This is a genomic window from Alloacidobacterium sp., from assembly GCF_035631355.1.
GTDB lineage: Bacteria > Acidobacteriota > Terriglobia > Terriglobales > Acidobacteriaceae > Alloacidobacterium.
Map to the genome: position 1 here is coordinate 44,292 of NZ_DASQIX010000102.1, position 17,360 is coordinate 61,651.

Annotated in this window: 15 protein-coding genes; 9 read left to right on the forward strand and 6 right to left on the reverse strand. The window is 54.9% G+C overall.

Features of this window, described 5'->3' with window-relative positions; all coding sequences use genetic code 11:
• The first annotated feature begins 298 nt into the window (after window positions 1-298).
• The 4 genes from VEV40_RS18075 to VEV40_RS18090 all read left to right on the forward strand — a co-directional run bounded on the left by VEV40_RS18075 (window position 299) and on the right by VEV40_RS18090 (window position 5,060).
• The gene (locus VEV40_RS18075) at window positions 299-988 is read left to right on the forward strand and encodes a response regulator transcription factor (protein WP_324834352.1); all 690 of its coding nucleotides are present in this window, start codon (window positions 299-301) and stop codon (window positions 986-988) included.
• A 38-nt stretch (window positions 989-1,026) separates the two neighbouring features.
• Window positions 1,027-2,799: a sensor histidine kinase gene (locus tag VEV40_RS18080; protein ID WP_324834354.1), complete on the forward strand. Its 1,773-nt coding sequence runs from the start codon at window positions 1,027-1,029 to the stop codon at window positions 2,797-2,799.
• Window positions 2,800-2,972: 173 nt separating this feature from the next.
• Window positions 2,973-4,343, forward strand: a complete 1,371-nt coding sequence (locus VEV40_RS18085) for a hypothetical protein (protein WP_324834355.1) — start codon at window positions 2,973-2,975, stop codon at window positions 4,341-4,343.
• 9 nt (window positions 4,344-4,352) lie between these two features.
• Window positions 4,353-5,060 (forward strand): hypothetical protein, encoded by a 708-nt coding sequence (locus tag VEV40_RS18090; RefSeq protein ID WP_324834357.1) that lies wholly within the window; start codon window positions 4,353-4,355, stop codon window positions 5,058-5,060.
• Here VEV40_RS18090 and VEV40_RS18095 read toward each other — a convergent pair.
• The 5 genes from VEV40_RS18095 to VEV40_RS18115 all read right to left on the reverse strand — a co-directional run bounded on the left by VEV40_RS18095 (window position 5,054) and on the right by VEV40_RS18115 (window position 9,221).
• Window positions 5,054-6,364 carry a nucleotidyltransferase family protein gene (locus VEV40_RS18095; protein WP_324834358.1) on the reverse strand — a complete coding sequence of 437 codons (1,311 nt, stop codon included), beginning with the start codon at window positions 6,362-6,364 and terminating at the stop codon, window positions 5,054-5,056. The two genes, VEV40_RS18090 and VEV40_RS18095, sit on opposite strands and share 7 nt — an antisense overlap.
• A gap of 6 nt (window positions 6,365-6,370) precedes the next feature.
• Window positions 6,371-7,408, reverse strand: a complete 1,038-nt coding sequence (locus VEV40_RS18100; RefSeq protein WP_324834359.1) for an aldolase — start codon at window positions 7,406-7,408, stop codon at window positions 6,371-6,373.
• 14 nt (window positions 7,409-7,422) lie between these two features.
• Complete coding sequence (locus VEV40_RS18105; RefSeq protein WP_324834360.1) at window positions 7,423-7,785, reverse strand: cupredoxin domain-containing protein; 363 nt, start codon at window positions 7,783-7,785, stop codon at window positions 7,423-7,425.
• A 66-nt stretch (window positions 7,786-7,851) separates the two neighbouring features.
• Window positions 7,852-8,160 carry a hypothetical protein gene (locus tag VEV40_RS18110; protein ID WP_324834361.1) on the reverse strand — a complete coding sequence of 103 codons (309 nt, stop codon included), beginning with the start codon at window positions 8,158-8,160 and terminating at the stop codon, window positions 7,852-7,854.
• Complete coding sequence (locus VEV40_RS18115; RefSeq protein WP_324834363.1) at window positions 8,157-9,221, reverse strand: hypothetical protein; 1,065 nt, start codon at window positions 9,219-9,221, stop codon at window positions 8,157-8,159. Before VEV40_RS18115 ends, VEV40_RS18110 begins: the two co-directional genes overlap by 4 nt.
• Before the next feature lie 222 nt (window positions 9,222-9,443).
• On the opposite strand from VEV40_RS18115, the gene VEV40_RS18120 reads away from it, so the two are divergent.
• The 4 genes from VEV40_RS18120 to VEV40_RS18135 all read left to right on the forward strand — a co-directional run bounded on the left by VEV40_RS18120 (window position 9,444) and on the right by VEV40_RS18135 (window position 12,546).
• Entirely contained in the window at window positions 9,444-9,680 is a 237-nt protein-coding gene (locus VEV40_RS18120; protein WP_324834365.1) for a transposase, read from the forward strand.
• A 266-nt stretch (window positions 9,681-9,946) separates the two neighbouring features.
• Window positions 9,947-11,263 carry a serine--tRNA ligase gene (gene serS / locus VEV40_RS18125; protein ID WP_324834366.1) on the forward strand — a complete coding sequence of 439 codons (1,317 nt, stop codon included), beginning with the start codon at window positions 9,947-9,949 and terminating at the stop codon, window positions 11,261-11,263.
• A 185-nt stretch (window positions 11,264-11,448) separates the two neighbouring features.
• Complete coding sequence (locus VEV40_RS18130) at window positions 11,449-11,811, forward strand: hypothetical protein (RefSeq protein WP_324834368.1); 363 nt, start codon at window positions 11,449-11,451, stop codon at window positions 11,809-11,811.
• 42 nt (window positions 11,812-11,853) lie between these two features.
• Window positions 11,854-12,546 carry a LolA family protein gene (locus VEV40_RS18135; RefSeq protein ID WP_324834369.1) on the forward strand — a complete coding sequence of 231 codons (693 nt, stop codon included), beginning with the start codon at window positions 11,854-11,856 and terminating at the stop codon, window positions 12,544-12,546.
• Window positions 12,547-12,549: 3 nt separating this feature from the next.
• On the opposite strand, the gene VEV40_RS18140 is transcribed toward VEV40_RS18135, so the two are convergent.
• The gene (locus tag VEV40_RS18140; RefSeq protein ID WP_324834371.1) at window positions 12,550-16,047 is read right to left on the reverse strand and encodes a glycosyltransferase; all 3,498 of its coding nucleotides are present in this window, start codon (window positions 16,045-16,047) and stop codon (window positions 12,550-12,552) included.
• A gap of 88 nt (window positions 16,048-16,135) precedes the next feature.
• On the opposite strand from VEV40_RS18140, the gene VEV40_RS18145 reads away from it, so the two are divergent.
• On the forward strand, window positions 16,136-17,360 hold a 1,225-nt coding region (locus VEV40_RS18145), incomplete at its 3' end, for a glycosyltransferase family 39 protein (protein WP_324834373.1).

Consider the following 17,360-nt stretch of genomic DNA (forward strand, 5'->3'; position numbering starts at 1 on the left):
CTGTGTGGTGGTCATTTACAGCCAAGTATCCCTGCAGGCTGAGACTTCGCATGGATTTCATGGCAATTCCTGTGTAACGGCCTACACGACTAATAACCGCAACTTCGCAGGTCATCCAAGCGGTGACTGGCGTCTTTGCACGACTGCCTGATCGACAAGCAGTTACTGTGCCTCAAATGATGTCGAGCTTTTGTCATCAGATTGTCATTTCCAGCAAAGGTATGCAGCAATGTTGTCAATCTAGAGGAAAATGATTGAAGAGTTGTGGGTCAAATCATTACCTGCTGCTGGATGGCGTATGGGTACCATTCTGGTGATCGAAGATGACGCGAGGATACAAAAGGCGGTGCAACGCCTGTTCGCGTCTGAGGGGTACGAAATCAAAAGCTCTACCGATGGACGGCAGGGACTGGAAATTTTCCGCGGCTCAAATCCTGATGCGGTCATTCTCGACCTGATGCTTCCCAGCATGTCGGGGCGGGAACTCTGCAAGTCAATGAAGCAGAGTTCGCCGGACATTCCCGTCGTGGTTCTAAGTGCCATTTCGGAAGTTGCCGATAAAGTACTGCTTCTGGAACTGGGCGCAGACGATTATGTCACCAAGCCATTCAGCCCAAGAGAATTGCTCGCACGAGTACAGGCCGCGATAAGGCGCGCGAAACGCTCGCGCCCTGGACCAGCTGCGTACTTTGGCGACGTGCAGGTGGATTTTGCCAGAATGCAGGTAACAAAAAATGGAAAACAAATCACACTGACTGCGCATGAGTTTAAGCTGCTTCGGTTTTTCCTGGAAAACACCGAGCGCGTGCTGAGCCGCGAAGAACTGCTGAATGAAGTCTGGGGTTACAATTTTTATCCTTCGACGAGGACGGTCGATAACCAGATGCTCAAGCTTCGCCAGAAGCTGGAACTCGACCCGGCGAATCCTGTTCATTTCTGTACGGTCCACGGAGTAGGCTACAGGTTTGTACAGAGTCCCCAGGAATAAGAGAACCAACGGGGAGGCGAAGCCCAGTGGCGATGCGCATGCGAACGACACTTCTGCTGAGCTTGGTGTCGGTTTCGTTTGGCCTCGCTGCGTTGAGCCTGCTAGCTGTTCACACAATTTCAGAGAAACAGATCAGGCAGGAAATTTCCTCCGACCTTGAGCACTCGATTCTCACCTTTCAAAATATCCAGGCACAGCGACGCCAGATGCTTTCGCGCGAAGCATCTCTACTCGCCGATCTTCCCGTTCTCAAGTCCTTAATGACCACGGACGACGGTCCCACAATCCGCGACGGCGCGAAAGACTTCTATCGTTTGAGCGGGTGCGATTTCTTTGTCCTTGCCGATGCAAACGGCGTCCCGGTTGCGCTCTTTCAGCAAGGTGTGCCCTGGGACGGCGCGCAAGCTCTTTCCGGCGTGGACGAAGCTGACTTTACCTCCACTGAATCACACTATGTTCTCCGCAATGGCCGGCTCTTTGAGGTCTCCTCGCAGCCTATTTATTTCGGCTCTGAGCTCTCGGGCACAAAGCTCGGTTATGTAGCCGTGGGATATGCAGTCAATGATCAGGTGGTGATGGAAGTAAGCGAAGCTGCGGCGGCCGAGGTCATTTTTTTTGCCAACGGCGAAATTGTCGCCACCACCCTTGATGCCCACCACCGGCGGGCAAGCATCGACCAGAAAGAAGACCTGCTGAATCATCCGCTCAACAGCACTGATCTATGGCTCGAGCATGAGCACTACATCCAGGCGTCGGTAACGTTGTCGCGTGCTGGCAACCCGCTGATACAGCTGGTTGTCCTCAAGTCGTATGACAAAGCAAGCCGCTATCTGACGCAGCTGAATCATCTTCTGCTTGCTCTCGTGCTGGTTGTTCTGCTGATCAGCGCTGCACTAGCCACTTATATTTCGCGAACCATCACCATGCCTCTTGAAGCGCTGGTACTGGGGGCGCGTGCTTTGGGCGCGGGCAATTTCGATTATCCCTTTCAGAAAAAGGGCGCGATTGAGATTCAGGAATTGAGCACCGCCTTTGACCGGATGCGGATGCGCCTGCAGAAATCACAGCAGGAGCTGCTTGCTTCAGAACGTCTTGCCACCATCGGAAGAATGGCCAGCTCCATCTCGCATGACCTGCGCCACTACCTCTCGGCTGTCTACGCGAATGCTGAATTTTTGGGATACGATGCGGCGAGTCCGGCGGAGCGGGCCGAGTTGCTGGCCGAGGTCCGTCTTGGTGTAGAGGGAATGACCGAACTAATCGATTCACTGCTTCTTTTCAGCCGCACGGGTCAAGCCCTTCAGCCCACTTATGAGTCATTGTCATTCCTTATTGAAAGAGCGTTACAACTCGTGCGAGCCCATCCGGATGCGAAAGATGTGAGCTTTATTTATAGCTCTTTGCCGCCTCTCGAATTATGGATGGACGCGCTTAAGATCGAGCGCGCCATCTACAATCTATTGCTAAATGGTTGCCAGGCAGCGAAGCTGAGTTCGCGCGGCGCCTCGGTCGAGATTTCTATCGTGGAAACTGAAGACTGGATCCGGCTCTACATCACCGACAACGGACCCGGTGTGCCGGATTCAATTCGCGTCACCCTCTTTCAGCCCTTTGTGAGCGAAGGCAAGCAAGGCGGCGCCGGACTCGGTTTAACGCTGGCGAACAAGATCGCTGAGGAACACGGCGGAAGCGTTGCTCTTGAAGAATCCCGTCCGGGCCGCACAGTCTTTTCACTGTCACTGGCAAAGGCCACATTAGGAAAGCTGGCGGAATCGGCGCAGCAGCACGCAGCAATCGCCACGCCCCATTAGAGAAGTGCTGGAACGATTTCGCCTGTTCAAGGATGTCAAACATGAATTGCGAACGATCGAGACGCAGCCTCAGCATCATACTTGCACTCACCGTGTCACTCGGCGCTGGTATCTGTGAAGGTCAACAGGCAGACACCCAAACCAGTAGCTCTTCAGAGCGATTGGAAAAGCGCATGGATCAGCTCATGACTGCCATGGACAACATGCGCGAGCAACTGGACAAGTCACAGCGCGAGATGGAGCAGATGCGGTCTGAGATCGCAGACCTGCGAACGCAACTGGCGCAAGCCCACGCCGGTGAAGCACCGGAGCAGGCTGCTACAGACTTGCAATCCAGCGTGCAGCAATTGCAGGAGCAGAGCGCCATACTACAGTCAGAGGTAAAGCAGCACGACCAGACAAAAGTAGAGAGTTTGTCGAAATACCCGGTGCGCATCTCCGGGATGTTGCTCTTTACATCCCTGCTGAACAGCAGCAATGTGGACAATGTCGATCTGGCAATTATTGCGACACCGCAATACGGCAACCAGCCGCAAGGCAGCCTCAGCGCTACCGCGCGCCAGACCATACTTGGTCTTGAGGCGTCAGGCCCTTCGCTCTGGGGTGCTCGTTCTTCCGCAGACATCAGCGTCGATTTCTTTGGCGGAATTCCCTATGCCGATTATGCGACCAGCTCCGGACTCTTGCGGCTGCGCACAGCACATGCTGGTCTGGATTGGTCCCATCGCTCATTACTCGCATCCTTTGACAGGCCGCTGATCTCGCCTCTGCAGCCCACGTCGTTTTTAAGCGTCGGCGAGCCTGCGCTCGCATGGTCGGGCAATTTATGGACATGGTCTCCACAGCTTGAGTTCAAGGACAGCTCGCTTCTCGCCAACAAAAAATTAGGGATTGATGCTGGACTGATTGATGTGCCGGCCCCAGGACCACCTCCGAGTCACGCGCTGCGGGCGGCCAGCCCATCGGAGCAAAGTCATCAACCGGGATATGAAACCCGGCTCACTTCGTCCATACCTATAGGAGATCGCGCGATTGAGATCGGCGCCGGCGGCTACTACAGCAGGCAGGCGTATGAAGACGATCATCACCTTGACGCGTGGGCCGGGACTCTGGACTGGAAAATTCCATTCACGCAGCATCTTGAACTTTCCGGCGAGTTCTATCGCGGCCGTAGCATCGGCGGCCTCGGAGGTGGCGCTTTTAAAGACTACGCGCCTTTTGCGGATGACACGATTCAGCGCGGCCTGAACGCGGAGGGCGGCTGGGGACAGTTCAAGATCAAAATGACGCGCTCGCTCGAAACGAACTTTGCATTCGGAGTGGACAATGCTTTCGCGGGTGATCTGCGCGGGTCCGACGTGGAGTTTGAGAACAATGACTATATGAACCTGGCCCGGAACCGCACAGGGTTTGCAAATGTGATCTTACGGCCCAAAACGTATTTGCTCTTTTCAGCGGAGTACAGAAACATCTATAGCTGGCCTATCTCAGGCCAGAGTAACTCGAACCAAAGCCTCGGCCTTGCCGCGGGATACCTCTTCTAAGTGCTGACTATGACATTCCATCGCGCACGATTTATTACCGCTCTCGCAGTGCTGCTCGTTTGCGGCATGAGCCACGCCCAATCGGTTGATGTGACTGGGCGCGTCCAGTTCACCCATGCTGATAAGCAGAAGGCCGCGCGCGCCCAATCATCTGGAGTCGTGGTCTGGCTTAATCCTACCTCGTCCAACCCGCCTGCCGCCAAGCCGGGACATTTCCGTCTCGTCCAGAAGGACAAAAGCTTTCATCCGCATCTGCTTGTCGTTCCGTTGGGGAGCGCGGTTGATTTCCCCAATATGGATCCTTTCTTCCACAATGTTTTTTCCCAGTTCAATGGCAAGCGCTTTGATCTTGGACTCTACGAAGAAGGCAGCAACAAGACAGTGCGCTTCGACCACGAAGGCGTCTCATATATCTTCTGCAACATTCACCCGGAAATGAGCGCCGTCGTGATTTCTCTGGCAACGCCTTATGTGGCTGTCTCTTCACCGCAGGGGCAGATTGATTTGCACGACGTTCCTCCCGGCACTTATGAAATGCGGGTATGGGCCGAAGGAGTCGATCAAAAGCAGTTGAATTCCTTGACGCGCCACGAGCGTATCGGCCCATCTGAAGCCGATCTCGGCGTGATTCAGCTCACTGAAAGCGGCGCAAACATCGCGCACAAAAACAAGTATGGTGAAGACTATTTTCCCGATCGCGGAACCACGACTTACTGATGGAACTGCTTTCTCGGCTGGCGCGATGACAGCCACAACAGTAAGCCGTGCATCACGAGAGCCGGGATAGGGCGAAGATGATCGATAGTACGATCAGAGATGTATAGGACATATCGAATGTATTTGTTCGATATGCGCAAGTCATTATATTGCCTGTTCTTGGTTCTAACGGCGGGATTGTCAATCGTAGGGATTCCCCGAACCTGAAGTGGCATGATCGCTTGCCATATAGCTGCAACCTTCTTGTGTGGTGCCTTTATCAGGCTTGCATGAAGCCAGGCGCTGTCTTTGTTCTTACGGAACATGTTTTCCAGCGCTGATCCGGCGAAACGCTCCAGCCATTCCGTTTGCACAGGCGGCAGCGCCTCGATCTGACTTTGGACATCAGAGTGAATATCGCAACAAAACCAACATCTGGCAAGGAAAAATGCAATGGCTTGCAGTGCGCGAAAAGAATCGTTGTGCGCTTCCTTCCAGTGCCTCCAAAACGCATCTTCTTTTGCGTGTCGATGCAGAAATGTGGCCATTTCATGCACATGATGAATGATCCAGTCACCGGCAAGCAGCCCGCGAAGAATATGGAGCGCCATGAAGCCGAGATGATCGATTGGGTGCAGATCGGGAAACGATAGCCCCACGAGTGACCGCCTGATTCTGCGCTCCCAGAACCGATCTGTTTCCGGCACGGGAAATTTAGAAACAGTCTCATTCCACAGGCAAAAATGCAATTCGACAGAAAGCGGCATCTCAGGATCGAATGCGTTGCCACCCCATTGCCAGTCACCCTTACGAATCATGGTCGGCAAGTGATCGGAGCGACTGTAGTCAATGGTCTGTTCCGATTGATAGCCAATGTTCATCAGAGCATCCCGCGCGCGGACGATCATCTCTTTCCGACAATACAAATCCAGGTCGGACTGCATACGAAGACGTACGTCGCTGACATAGTCAGGAGCCTGGGTGAAGCCCTTAAGCACGACGTACTCGACTCCAGCTTGATCAAGTGCAGCAGCCACTTCCCTGTATGTGGTCTCGACACGGGAAAACCGCGCGGCATTGTCGGCGAGATTTTTTTTCAGACGCTCTCCTACCCACAATGGAAAGCCGCTCACGGCGACCTGCGCCAGCGGTAATGTCAGATGTGCCGGATCGCAGAATTTCAGGAGCGATTCCCATTCGTGCTCTTGAAGTTCTAAAAGACCTTCTGTCGTTGCTCCTTTAAGCTGGAGAGCAGCGATAAGCGCAGCAAGCTCACGCGGGATGCGCGGAGCGCAAATGCCATTTCCGATAGGGTGACGCCGCACTGAGGTTTACCTTCCCGTCGCCGCCAACTGTTCAAGCCGCCGTACTGCCCAACCCAGATCACGATAGCGCAGCTCGTAGATTGGAACTGCCAGAAGGTGCTCCAGCGCAGCATATTGAATTTCGCGAGCCTCGTCTGGCGCTGTATAACACCATTGCTTGAACCACCCCAGCGCATAATCTTTTGAGAGCATGGTCAACCCGTCTTCGCCGGCCTGTCGATTAAGGAAAATCACATATTCGATGACCGCTGAATCGGCTGTAACAAGACCATCGAGTTCAGAGGTTGGAACCTCAATCGATGGCTTTCCTGCAACGCGCGGAGTCACTGGACGTCCTTCAAGTTCGCGAAAGATCTCCACTGCGCAACTTCGAAACCGTATCTGATGGTGGTTTCCGATCACCAGCCGATCCTTGCGGCCCAGTGGAAGATAACTCGCATCATCACTTACATAGATCCAACCAGAGCGCGCTCCGGCATAGGAAAGAGAGGTCTTGCCTGCGCCCGAGTCTCCGCATAGCAGCATTCCAGAGCCGCGTGGACAGACGCAGGCAGCGTGGATTGGAGCGGCGCGTAATGCCGTCATCATGGATAAGGCGGCGCCTTCAAGAAAGTAGTACCGGAGATAGAGTGGAGACTCCGCAGTCGACTGCGTGATCGATCCAAAAGAGCGTCCATTCCTTAGATCGCACACGAGAAAATTCCGCGCATTGGCAACATGCAGCAGAATATTCCACTGCAAGGTACAAGAAGGAACAGACGGCGGAGTTGGGCTATCCTCATCATCCGTCACCTGAATGCGGAGATCCAAAGACCTGTCTGTAAACCTTGGCTGAAAATGCTTCCAGCTTTGTTCTGCTACCGCCATTACGGCAGCAGAATTTGAAAACACCTCGAGTGGGAACCCCATAGGAAAATAGACTGCATGCAGCGGCAGTTCGGCGTGAGGCAATAAAGGAGCGCCTTCCACGCCCTGCCCGCTGTTGACGTCCGACGATTGCGCCTTTTGCGGCGCATACCGCAATTCACTATTTGCTGTTTCCAAGTTCGCCACCTGAATCAGCCCGGTTTTACGTGAACCATGAAAGCCATGGAGCCGTGCCCGCTGCCGCAAAACCGTCCGCACTTGCCCTTAAAATCGCCGGCGCTCGTTGCAGTGAATGTGACGTCAGCAGGATGGCCCTTTGATACTTCCTGATTTACGCCGAGGTCCTTGATGACAAGGCTGTGAGGAACATCGTCAGAGACAAGATGCAGCTTGACTGTCTCTCCCTGTTTGACGGTGATTTCAGCGGGGACAAACTTGAAGCGCCGTGCATGAACTTCGATTGTCCCGCTGGTATCCTGGGCACGAAAGGCCGAAGGCGTTTGAGCAAGAATGCCCAGCACCACCAGCGCGGTAAGTATCGATTTTCTGGTCATCGAATTTATTTCTCCGATCTAGCAAATGCGAATTCTTCCAAGATGTCGCCGTTGCCGAACAAAAACTCAGGGTGCCATATATTTCAGCAGTAGTTGCTCATCCTGACGTGACAACCGCGCGCGCATACGCATGTGCATGATGATTGTCCCGGTAATTCGCGGCGAAATGCTCATTGGAGGTCTATGGCAGCGCGCGCAGTTCGCCTGGAAGACTTCTTCGCCGGTAGTTCCCTGGGATTGGCTGCTGCTATTGCTGCTGGATGCGGCTTTCTTACCGCTCTGGGCTGCGGGGGTATCTTGCTGGAGCGCCGCAGCGCCAACGCCGCCAAGCAGCAAAATCGTCAGGAGCGAGAGAAAAACGAGATAGCGCTTCATTTCTTCCTTTCCGGCCAGAGCGGCAAGATAAAACGATAACTAAGGCCAATGTTCCAGACATTTGCATCCTGTTGCGAGCTGAAACTTCTGCCATAACTCGAGACAATCCTGAGATCATCGCGAAAGTAGTAGTTCAGTCCGAAGTCAAAGCGCTGTGTGTTAATCCGCGGCAGGTCATTGCCGCCGCCATTTAGAGGAAAGAATTGCTGCATCCGTCCAACGGCCTGCAACTTCTGCAGGAACGGTGGTATAGGCAGCTTGTCAAAGTCGTATGCAGTTTCCAGCCAGTATCCATTGCCGTAATAGCTGTAATCGTATTGGGCCTTCAGATCAATCGGAACCGCCGGAGGCTGCCATGAAACATAGGGGGAGACGCTGTTGATCTCATGGTCCTGAAGAAGACGCTGATACGATGTGCCAATTTCGAGATGCGGATGCGGCAGAAAGATGCTTGCATCCCCTCCCGCTGTTCGCGCCGCCTGAAGCTGATTAACGCTACTGCGCGCGGAAAAGTATGCACTATATTGCAGTGAGTAAGATGGCCTTTGGATGGCCACTCCGCGTAGCATCACACCATCGCCGGAGCCGCCAGCCGGCAGGCCGATTGTCACGTCGATCGGCGAATCCTGCAGGTTCCGGATCCAGAATGGCTCCAGCCGCTCGCTATATAAACCATAGGGCAATAGATACTTGCCCGCCGTGGCCATAATATGAGTATTCGCGAGCCAGTCTAACTGTGCATAATCGACACTCTTAAAAATCTTCCCTTTAAATGGCCCTGTGGTCTGGTTCTCACGTTGGAAAAAGCCAAGAAAATCAGTGCGCGACTCAAGCAGCACATGAGAACCAAAAGGAACCAGGAGAACCGGGCTGACCTGTGGTTCCAAGGATGTGACACCGCCATCCACATTATGTAAATAGCCTGCGCCGCCGGAGATGATCGGAACATGGCCTGCGTGGTTCTCCGAATCATCCTGCGCGTTCAACCGCCAAAATATGGAAAGATAAATCGCCAATACGACTAAGAAACGTAGCCACTTCAACTGATGAGCAAATGACAAAATTCTTGACCCCATCTCTTTTGTGAATTTGACGGCATCCGGAGATCTCAAAGCACATCAATCAACTCGGAGTATAGGAAGGCCAAATATGAAGCGTGTCATGAAGATGTCATTGCTCTGTCACTCTTACTAGTGCTCGTCTGTCAAGTGACAGACAACTATTCGGAAATGCCTTGGTTTTCATCGGCAGGAAATGCATACCAAGCGCGGTGAGATCGCCAATTGTCAAGAGTCCGTTACAAAAAATCGCGGTCACACTTAGACAACCTGCATAAGAGCACACCTGGAATTCCGCGATCGGGCGACTCGGTGCGAAAAGCTTCGCGCATCAGCCGCGTCGGCAACCGCCATCTTCGCCATGCGCTCTACATGCCGGCATTGGTGGGCGCATATCGCGACCCCCACCTGAAAGCCTTGTCTCTCTCTGGTGGAGCGGCGCAGGCCAGGCTGCAAGCCTGATCGCGGTAGCGAGCAAAAAAAAATGCTGCACGCCATCTACGGCATGTTCCGCTCCAACTCCATCTACAAAGAAGCACAACTGTTTCCCAGCTTCATACCAGCCTAGTGGAAAAACCTTTGCTCTCCTTAACCCAACCGATTAATGCTTGCTTTCAAGAGAGAATCTCCACTTTCCCTTCGCGCTCCGGTCGAGATGACAATTCAGTTCTATTTTCATGCTCGCATTTCGGTTGTCAGGACACATCTCTCTAGTAATCTGGAAGCCTATGCTTGATCTTGCATTTGTGAGGGCCAACCTGTCGCTGGTCGAAGAAAAGCTGCGCGCTCGCGGACAGGACCCGGCTGCGCTACTGGGAGATTTTCACACAATTGACATACGGCGTCGCGAGCGCATCACGGAAGTGGAGCAACTGAAGGCGCAGCGCAACAAACTGAGCGAAGAAGTGGCGCGGCTGAAAAAGTCCGGACAGGATACGGCAGCCGTAATGCAGGAGACGCGGGCGCTTAAGGAGAAGATGGAGTCGCTGGCTGCCGGGGCCGGAGAGGGAGACGAGGAACTCCGTACGATCCTTCAGCGAATTCCGAATTTGCCGCATGAATCTGTTCCTGTTGGCTCATCCGAGCACGACAACGTCGAGATCAAGCGATGGAGTGAGCTGCCGAAGTTCGACTTCCAGCCGAAGCCGCATTGGGAAATTGGCGAAACCCTAGGCATTCTTGATCTCGAACGCGCGGCGAAGCTCTCCGGCGCGCGCTTTGCCGTGTATTGGGCAGAAGGCGCGCGCTTGGAGCGGGCGCTGATCAATTTCATGCTGGACACGCACACGCGCCAGCATGGATATACAGAAGTACTGCCGCCCTTCATGGTCAACAGCAAGTCGCTTTTCGGGACTGGGCAGTTGCCGAAATTCGCCGAAGACCTGTTTCGATGCGTGGACGAGCAGGGTTTTCAGGAAGGGCAGTATCGCGAGAACGACCACTGGCTCATTCCCACGGCTGAAGTCCCAATAACGAACCTTTATCGCGATGAAGTGCTCGATGAAACGAAGCTGACTGTTTCACTAACGGCTTACACGCCCTGCTTCCGCTCTGAGGCAGGTTCGTATGGCAAGGACGTGCGCGGCATCATCCGCCAGCACCAGTTCCAGAAAGTAGAGCTGGTAAAGTTTGCAAAGCCTGAGCAAAGCTACGATGAGCTGGAAAAGCTGACAGAAAATGCTGAAGCCATTCTTGAAAGGCTGGGTCTGCCGTACCGGCGAATGCTGCTGTGTACCGGCGATATGGGCTTCAGCTCGGCGAAGACATATGATCTCGAAGTCTGGCTGCCGGGACAGGGACTATATCGAGAGATTTCTTCCTGCTCGAACTGTGAGGCGTTCCAGGCACGGCGCGCGAATATCCGCTACCGTCCGCAGGGCAAAAGCAAAACGGAGTTCATACACACGCTCAACGGCAGCGGCCTGGCGACGGGCCGCACATGGCTCGCAATTCTTGAAAACTATCAGCAGGCTGACGGCTCGGTGCGAATACCAGAGGCGCTCGTTCCCTATATGGGCGGGCAAACAGCGATCGCACACAGGTAAAATAGTTACAGAGTGTTTCATAAATGTTTTCGGTAGAAGCGCTGGGCTTTTAGCCCAGCGAAACAGAACAGGGTACGAAGGGGTTTCCGCCTCGGAAATCTCCGCCGGACGAGAACGAGCCAATTTATGAAATAAGCTCTAAGTTGTCATCCTGAGCGAAGCGAAGTCGAAGGACCTGCGATTTTATGGGCCGTATTCTGAAGAGCTACATTTTCTGGACGTATGAGCGCGGCAACTTCCACTATGACGTGATGGTGACGCTGATATTGGCGTTTATCTTCATCACCCCGCACTATTGGAACTATGGCGATCATCCGTCCGTGGGCAGCTTTGCTCCGAGCGAAGTAGTCGTGCGCTCGATCGGCGCGGACGCCTTCACCTACCAGATTCCCGCCGAGCAGGTGCGCGGCAATTCGTCCATGCCTTTTGAGAGCCGGCTGGAGCAGAGCATCGGGCGCATATCCGGCCCCATGATCATAGACCATTACGACACGCTGAAGGACGCGAGCGGCAAGGTTACTGCCTACAAAGTATGGGCGCACCGCTAGAGCCGCATCCGCATCCAATGTTTCGGACGGTTTGAATCAACGATGAAGATTATTTTTTGCGCCGTTCTCGCCACCGCTTTTGCATTCTTTGTTATCCCTGGCCGTGCCCAGAGCGGTGACCTGCAAAAGGTATTGAACCAGATGGATGCCGCGTCGCTGAAGTTCCAAAGCGCGCAAGCGGATTTTAACTGGGACCAGCTGACTGCTGTTATCCAGAGTCATGAGACGACTACAGGTACGATTGCCTTCCGTCGCGCGAACAGCGGCACCGAGATGATCGCGCATGTGAAGACGGACAACGGCCAGCCTGCTCCAAAAGAAATCCTGTATAAGAATGGCGAGCTTGCTTACTATCAGCCGACCATCAAGCAGCAGACGATATTTTCCGCAGGCGCAAACCGCCAGCAGTATGAGGGCTTCCTGACGCTAGGCTTCGGCGGTAGCGGCAAAGACCTCGCCGCAAACTGGAACATCAGCTTTCAAGGCATGGAAACAATCGATGGCGTGCAGACAGCAAAGCTCGACCTGACCCCGAAGAATACCACCGGCAACCAGATGTTCACCCACATCACTATCTGGATCGACCCGGCCCGTGCTATCTCACTTAAACAGGTGTTTTATCAGGCAAGCGGCGACACACGGACTGCGACTTATTCGAATATCGAGATGAACAAGATTCCCGCGAGCGCTTTCTCCATCAAGGTTGCGTCGGGAACGCAAACCGTCCGTAAGTAGCCATCACCCTCCAGCCGCAATCTTCTCCGTCTGCTGCGACATCTTCGCCGTGCGCTCCAGCTTGTCCCAGTTGAAGGGCCGCCCGTCGATGGCGCGCTTCAGCGTCTTGAAAAGCACAAGCGAAAAAACCTGCCTGTAGGAAAATCTCTGCAGCCAGATGTGGAAGAGCAGCCAGGCGTCGCCCTTGTTCGCCGGGTGACGCCGTTCCAGCGAAAACGCAAGGATCGAAGTGACGAAGTCGATGAGCAGAAAGGCGAGGAAGTAGACCAGCAGCTTCTCGAAGCTGGCCGCGCTGGCGGCTTCCGGATGATAGTGCCGGTTCCACCAGTATTGCAGGATGCCCGCCGCGAACATGATGTCGATGAAGGGCGAAACCAGCGGTAGCAATATCTGGAAGACAAGAATGTTCGGCAGCGCAAACAGTCCCATTGCAAGGTTCGTGCGGAACGCCTGCTTGTGCTTGAAGACAGCCTGCAAAATCCCGAACGACCAGCGGAAGCGCTGCCGCATGAGGCCATTCATCGTCGTCGGCGCTTCGGTAAAGGCAAGCGCCCGGTCTTCATAGATGACCTTGTAGTTCTGCTCGAGCAGATTCATCGTCAGATCGGCGTCTTCAGCCACAGTGTTGATGGGGTAACCGCCAGCCTTACGCACTACGCTCATGCGCCATGCGCCAATCGCACCGGGAACGACGGTGACGACATTAAACAGATCAAGCGCTCGGCGCTCAAAATTCTGACTGGTGATGTATTCGAGCGCTTGCCAGCGCGTCCAGAGATTGACCTTGTTGCCGACCTTCGCGTTGCCTGCTACCGCCCCAATGCGCTCGTCGGCAAAATGGCCCACCAGCTTCTCAATCGCGTCCGGAGCGATGACGGTATCGGCGTCGATACCGACGTAAAACTCCTCGTCCATGTTCTGCAAACCGAAGTTAAGCGCCTCCGCTTTGCCGGCATTGGGTTTGGTCAGGACGGTTAATAGGCCGGAAGCAATCTCTTCCGGATACACTTCCCGCACTAAGTCGTAGGTCCGATCTTTAGAGCCGTCGTCGATGACCACGACGCGCAGGTTCCTGTAAGTCGAGTTCAGCACCGAGCGCACTGTGCGCACGATGACTTTTTCCTCGTTGTAAGCCGGGACCAGTACGGCAACGGGCGGCTCGAAATCACCAATGTCCGGCGTCTTACGGCGTCTGAGTCGTTCTATCAATGCAAAGAGGCCAACGAGAATCAGGCGCGCGCTCATCAGCACATCGCCGACAAAGAAGACCATCACGACAAAGTGGCTGAAGAAGCCGAAGATGAAGAAGGCGACTGAATCAACTCGCGCCTGCCAGCGCAGATTCGCCGGTACAGGCGGCATGACCTCGGCGGTCGTTTTGCCCATCAGCTCGGATACTGGGACAAACTCATATCCCTTGGCGCGCAACGTCGTAATAAGCAGCGGCAATGTCGCTACCGTGACCGAGCGGTCGCCGCCGCCATCGTGCAGAAGGATGATGCTCCCGCGAAACTCCGGCCTGTCCTTCATCGCCGCCAGCGCGTCGAGCACGGTCTGGACAATTTCCTGCGGTGTTTTGCGCGGATGCTCGTTCCAGTCGTCGGTGTCGATCTTGTTGCCGACGATAATGTAGCCCATCTGCTCGATGCGATCGGCTGGCGCAGCCTGATCGTTCGTTTCCGGCTCCTGATCGATGGAATAGGGGGGCCGGAAGTAGAGCGGCTGCACACCGGTTTCGGCGGCAAAGAGTCGCTCTGTCAGGTTCAGCTCAAGATCAAGCTGCCGCTGCGAAATTTCGCTGACGTCCGGATGCGTGAAGGTATGGTTGCCGATCTCGTGGCCTTCACGCACATAGCGCTTCAGCAGACCAGGATTTTCCTGCGCCTGTTCGCCAATCACCATGAACGTACCCTTAACGTTGTACTTCTTCAGAACGTCGAGGATCTTCGGCGTCCATACAGGGTCGGGGCCGTCGTCAAAGGAGAGCGCTAGTTTCTTCGGCTGGTAGCCATACTGCCCGATGGTGTAGGAGTGGGGCAGCGAGACCATGTGCTCATCGGTAATCGTGAAGTTGTCCACATCCATGCTGATGGTGCGGCTGCCCCGCTCTGGCCGCGCCACAATGCGCAGGATGTCGCCTTCGCCCTCGGTGTTGACATCGTGGCCAGGTGGGACGTCCTGTAAAAGCTGCGGCGCATCGGGAGCGCTGGGGTGGTCCCAGATGGCCCACATCGAGCCGTCTTCAGATCCAAGGCGCCACAGGGCGAAAGTCCGCAGCCCCAACTGCCGCGCAGCTCTCAGCTCGTTCAGCGTGGTCACGCCATCCAGAAACCACACCTGATGACGCACATGCGCGTCCTCGTCATCGTAGGCGAAGTGCGGGTTCAACTCATCGCCTTCAAGGTGCACGTCGGCATCGGCGTCGGAGGCGCGCTGCCACGCTTCCTGCACCGTCAGGTCTTCAGTGTCCAGGACTTTGTTGCTTGGCTTCTTGCCCTTTTCCGGCAACGGCAGAGACCAGTCATAGCCATAGTTGCCGATCGCGCAAATAATCTTCTGCCGGGGAACGACCTTGAGCACATGGGTCAGGTTGCCCTCAAACCAGTCCTCGGCGGCAATCGGTCCCGGCTCGCTCGACTCCTCGTGCTGGTCATAGTTCATCAGGATGATGCCGTCGCTGCTTTCCGCGAGCGACTTCAGCACACTATCCGGCGCGCTGACCTGCACGTTGACATAGATGCGCAGGTTCTTGGCATGAAGGTCGTTATAGATTTCCTGCAGCCACTCCGCGTAGAGCTTCTCATCCTTTTCAGGGATTTCTTCAAAATCCATGCAAATCCCGCGATAGTTGGGATTTGCCGCCAGAAACTTGTCGAGCTGAACATGCAGACTTTCCCGCGCAGTACGGCTTTCGAGCATTTGCCCGATAACATCGCCATTCCATTTGCCGGCAGCCACATCATAGTCGTTCAGCATGGGGAAGATTTCAGTTTCTTCCTTCGCGGCGGCAATGGTGCGGGCTACACGGTTTTCCGGATCCACGCCATGCACGCCATTAGCATCGACAACGTCATAAATGCTAACGGGAAAAAGCGGAGTCGCGCCGCGCAGTCTGCCATCGGCTGTGCTTACATGCAGCCAGTCGGGAAAAAGCAGATCGATCTGATGGATGTGCGCCTTCAGCGATGAGTAGCTGGGCTCGTCATTGACGTAGAACGCAGCCCGTAATCCTTCGTCCACATTTAGCGGAATTTCCGACGGTCTGCGATGTGTCCGCCGCCGGGACGGCCGCTGCGCCGTTCTTTTAAGCTCCGTCTGGGATTTGAGCGCCTTGTAGTTGCGCTTTTGCGTCGGCAGCAGCAGCTCGGGCAGCGATTGCCGCTTAATGACGCTGAAGGCAAAGACCGCAAGCACAATGGTCAGCACTACGGCAGCGACATCAAGAACGCGGCGCAGCCGCTTCCAGCGCTTCCGCTGCGGATCATAAAAAACCTGTTTCATTCGCCCTTGGTCTTCTCGTTATCTATTGTATTGGTTTGAGTCACTGTGTAAGCGTAGTGATGCCCTGTATGATTCACTAGGGTCTGACATGCAGCGTGCGCTTCCTCGCAAATGGTGGATAGCTCTTTTTGCGCTCGCCGCAGGGGCCGCGCTGCGACTCTGGTTCATTCACGCCTATCCAGAGGTGCAAGGCGACCCATTGATTTACGGTGACATCGCCAAAAACTGGATGCTGCATGGCGTCTATGGCCTGTCGAACGCGGGCGCCATTCATCCCACGCTCATCCGTCTGCCTGGCTATCCGCTGTTTCTGGCCCTTTGCTTCAAGCTCTTCGGCATAGAGCACTACCACGCCGTCATGTATACGCAGACTGTGGTTGATCTGGGCACATGCCTGCTTATCGCCGGATTCACCGCGAAAATCGCATCACACCGCGCTGCATGGGTCGCTCTCTGGCTGGCCGCACTCTGCCCGTTTACCGCGAACTACGCCGCCGTGCCGCTCACGGAAACACTGGAACTCTTCTGCATCGCGCTCGCCCTGTTCTGTTTTGCGCGTCTCCTGGAAAATCCGCAATGGCGCTGGGTCTTGCTGCTGGCTTTTGCCTTTAGCTATGCGGCCATTCTCCGGCCAGACGGGGCATTGCTCGCCGTCGCCTTCTGTCCTGCGCTTGTCTATTACGGAGCAAAGCTGTGGGGCACCCGGCTCATGGTGCGCATGGCTGTGGTTTGCGGAGTGCTCTCGGTGCTGCCGTTCATTCCCTGGACCATTCGCAACTGGACGACGTTCCACATATTCCAGCCGCTGGCGCCGCGCTATGCCATGGACCCGGGCGAGGACACAAATCCCGGCTTTAACCGCTGGACCAAGACCGTATGTGCAGACCTGACCTGCACTTGGGAGATTTACTGGAACGCGAACAGCGACGCGATGCCATTCGACGACCTGCCCTCGCGCGCCTTCGATTCAAGAGTGCAATATCTCAAGACAAAACAGCTATTCGTCGACTACAACCAGACAATGACGCTCACCCCGGAGTTGGATGACCGCTTTGCTGATCTGGCGCAGCGGCGCATTGAAGCCAATCCGTTTCGCTATTTCATTGCCATGCCGCTGCTGCGCCTCGCTGACATGTGGCTGCGCCCGCGCACCGAACTCCTCTGGATTGAGTTGCGCTGGTGGGAGTATTCCAAACACCACGCCGAGACTGAATTTGCTATTGCCTATGCCGCGCTGAATTTTGCGTATATTGTCGCGGCCTTGATTGGCCTTTACCGTTGGCCCCGTTTTGCCGGAGCCATGCTGCTCTTTA